The sequence below is a fragment of the Nocardia sp. NPDC058497 genome (assembly GCF_042720195.1).
GTDB lineage: Bacteria > Actinomycetota > Actinomycetes > Mycobacteriales > Mycobacteriaceae > Nocardia.
This window is the reverse complement of record NZ_JBHXMY010000772.1, coordinates 1-2300: the sequence shown is the minus strand read 5'-3', so window position 1 is coordinate 2300 and position 2300 is coordinate 1. Positions and strand designations below refer to the sequence as shown.

Genomic DNA, 2300 nt, shown 5'->3' with positions numbered 1-2300 from the left:
GACCCAGCCGCCGCTGCTGGTGCCGATCGAACTGCCCGACGAGAAGACCGTCAAGGACGTCTTCGCCGACTTCCGCCGCAGCCTGCCGGACGAGCGCCGCGTGCTGCTCGACCGGTATCGGCGCGTGGATCAGGCGCTGAAGGTGGTCGGTGTCGGCAGCGTCGGCACGCGGTGTTTCATCGCGCTGATGATGGACAAGGAATCGGGCAGCCCGCTGTTCCTGCAGTTGAAGGAGGCCGAGACGTCGGTGCTCGCGCCGCACCTGAAGCCGAGCAAATATCACCACCAGGGGCATCGGGTAGTGGTCGGCCAGCGGCTCATGCAGTCGGCCAGCGACATCTTCCTCGGCTGGGCGACCGGCCCCGCCGGTCGGTTCTTCTACCTGCGTCAGCTGCGCGACATGAAGGGTTCCGCGGCGATCGACAACATGACCCACGGCGAGCTGGCCAGGTATTCGGAGTTGTGCGGTTCCGTGCTGGCCCGCGCGCACGCCCGCTCCGGCGACCGCGTCGCCATCGCCGCCTACCTCGGCAAGAGCGACGGATTCGACCGTGCGATGGGCGAATTCGGCCTGGCCTACGGCGACCAGACCCTCACCGACCGGCTCTCCCTGCTCGCCGGGATCGACTCGGGCCGGATCACCGCGGCCGCGCACGCCTACTGAGTTCACCGCTGCGGCGCCAGGCGGTCCGGTCCCGGAACCGGCTCGCGCTGCTCGGCGGTCCGCACCAGCGCGGTGCCGATCGCGAACAACCACAGCATGGTCAGCCCGCCCACGGTCGCCGTGGTGCCCCAGCCGTTGGCCGCATAGAAATTCGCGGGGGTATTGCCGAAGAACAGTGACGGCACGAACGCGAAGTTCACCCCGGCGAGCAGCCAGCTGGCCACGATGCACCAGCGGGGGAGCAGCCGCGCGGCCGCGACGGCGAAGGCCACCAGGAACAATCCTTCGAGCAATCGCGACACGGTCCCGTAGAGGATGTAGGTGCCGGTGACGGTGATCGTCGGGTCGATCGGCTCCGGCGCGGCGATCACGGCGCCGACCTCCAACCCCATGGACACTGCGACGACGGTGAGCCAGGCCATGCCGGCGGTCGCGGCCACCGAGCCGAACCATTCCCGTTCCGGATCGCGCCGTTTCACCACGTAGGCGACGCCGCTCATGAACACCACGAACAGCGTGATGCCGACGAGCCCGAACAGCGATCGGGTGAGCACATTGGCATCCGGCGGCGGCCCCGCGTAGACGAAATACAGCGGAAGTTCGATCAACGTGCAGGTCGCACCCGCGATGGCGGCGGCGCCCGTGATGCGCTGAACAGTGCTGGTGTTCATGGTGATTCGCCCTCGTCCCCGAGGTATCACCCTCGGCCCGGCCTTAGTATATGACTTAAACTATAAGACGTATGTTAAGTTGGCGGAACCCCCCGATCGAAAGAGGAGACGGTGAGACCGAAACGTTCGCGGCCCGCGGCATCGGAGTTCTCACCACTGTGGGATCCCGACTTCCCCGCGGTGTCCCGGCGCGGCACGTGGGCCGAACGCGACGAGCGTGAACACGGCCGCCCCCGCCTCGGCCGCCCGCCCGAACTCGACGCCGACCGCATCGTCGCCACCGCGATCGCCCTCGCCGACCGCGACGGCATGGCCGGTGCGACCCTGTCGAAAGTCGCTGCCGCACTGGGTGTCACGCCGATGTCGCTGTACCGGCACATCCGCTCCCGGGACGGCCTCACCGACCGCATGGCCGACACCGCCTTCGGACTGCCACCGGAGACCGACCCCGACTGGCGTCGAGCCCTGCACGCCTGGGCCGACGCGCAATTGGCGGTGTACACCCGTCATCCCTGGGTCGCCCAGATCCCCATCTCCGGCCCACCCCGTGGCTTCAACGCCCTCGCCTGGATGGACGCCGGGCTGGCCGCCCTGCGCAGCACCGGCCTGGACTGGGGCGCCAAGATCGGCGTGATCACCGTCGTCGGTGGTTACGTCCGCCAGGCGTTCGTCACCGGCCGGAGCCTGGCCGAACGCCGCCTGGTCGAGCAGTTCGACGAGGCGACGGCGCTGCAGGTCTACCAGCAGGAGGTCGCGGCCCAGCTCGACCCCGGCCGTTTCCCCGAGATCGAGCAGCTCTTCGCCGACCAGGCCTTCGCGGATGTCCCCCCGGACCAGGAGTCGGCGGACGCCGATTTCCGCTTCGGCCTCGACCTGATCCTCGACGGCGTCGACGCCGCGATCAGCCGGTGAACACCCCCGCCTACACTGGTTACCGATGAGTAAGTTCTTTGCCTCGGTAGACC

At 68.6% G+C, this 2300-nt stretch carries 3 protein-coding genes; 2 read left to right on the top strand and 1 reads right to left on the bottom strand.

From position 1 onward, the window contains the following. On the top strand, positions 1-664 hold a 664-nt coding region (locus ACFWPJ_RS30745), incomplete at its 5' end, for a DUF2252 family protein (protein WP_378856707.1). Between the two features lie 2 nt (positions 665-666). Here the strand turns inward: ACFWPJ_RS30745 and ACFWPJ_RS30740 are convergent. Beyond that, entirely contained in the window at positions 667-1335 is a 669-nt protein-coding gene (locus ACFWPJ_RS30740; protein WP_378856705.1) for a hypothetical protein, read from the bottom strand. A 111-nt stretch (positions 1336-1446) separates the two neighbouring features. Here ACFWPJ_RS30740 and ACFWPJ_RS30735 point away from each other — a divergent pair, with 111 nt between their 5' ends. Further along, entirely contained in the window at positions 1447-2247 is an 801-nt protein-coding gene (locus tag ACFWPJ_RS30735) for a TetR/AcrR family transcriptional regulator (RefSeq protein ID WP_378856703.1), read from the top strand. Positions 2248-2300 lie beyond the last annotated feature (53 nt).

Bases quoted from the DNA above. Each gene is read 5' to 3' on its own strand.
- ACFWPJ_RS30740 (WP_378856705.1), bottom strand. From the start codon at position 1,335: ATGAACACCAGCACTGTTCAGCGCATCACGGGCGCCGCCGCCATCGCG.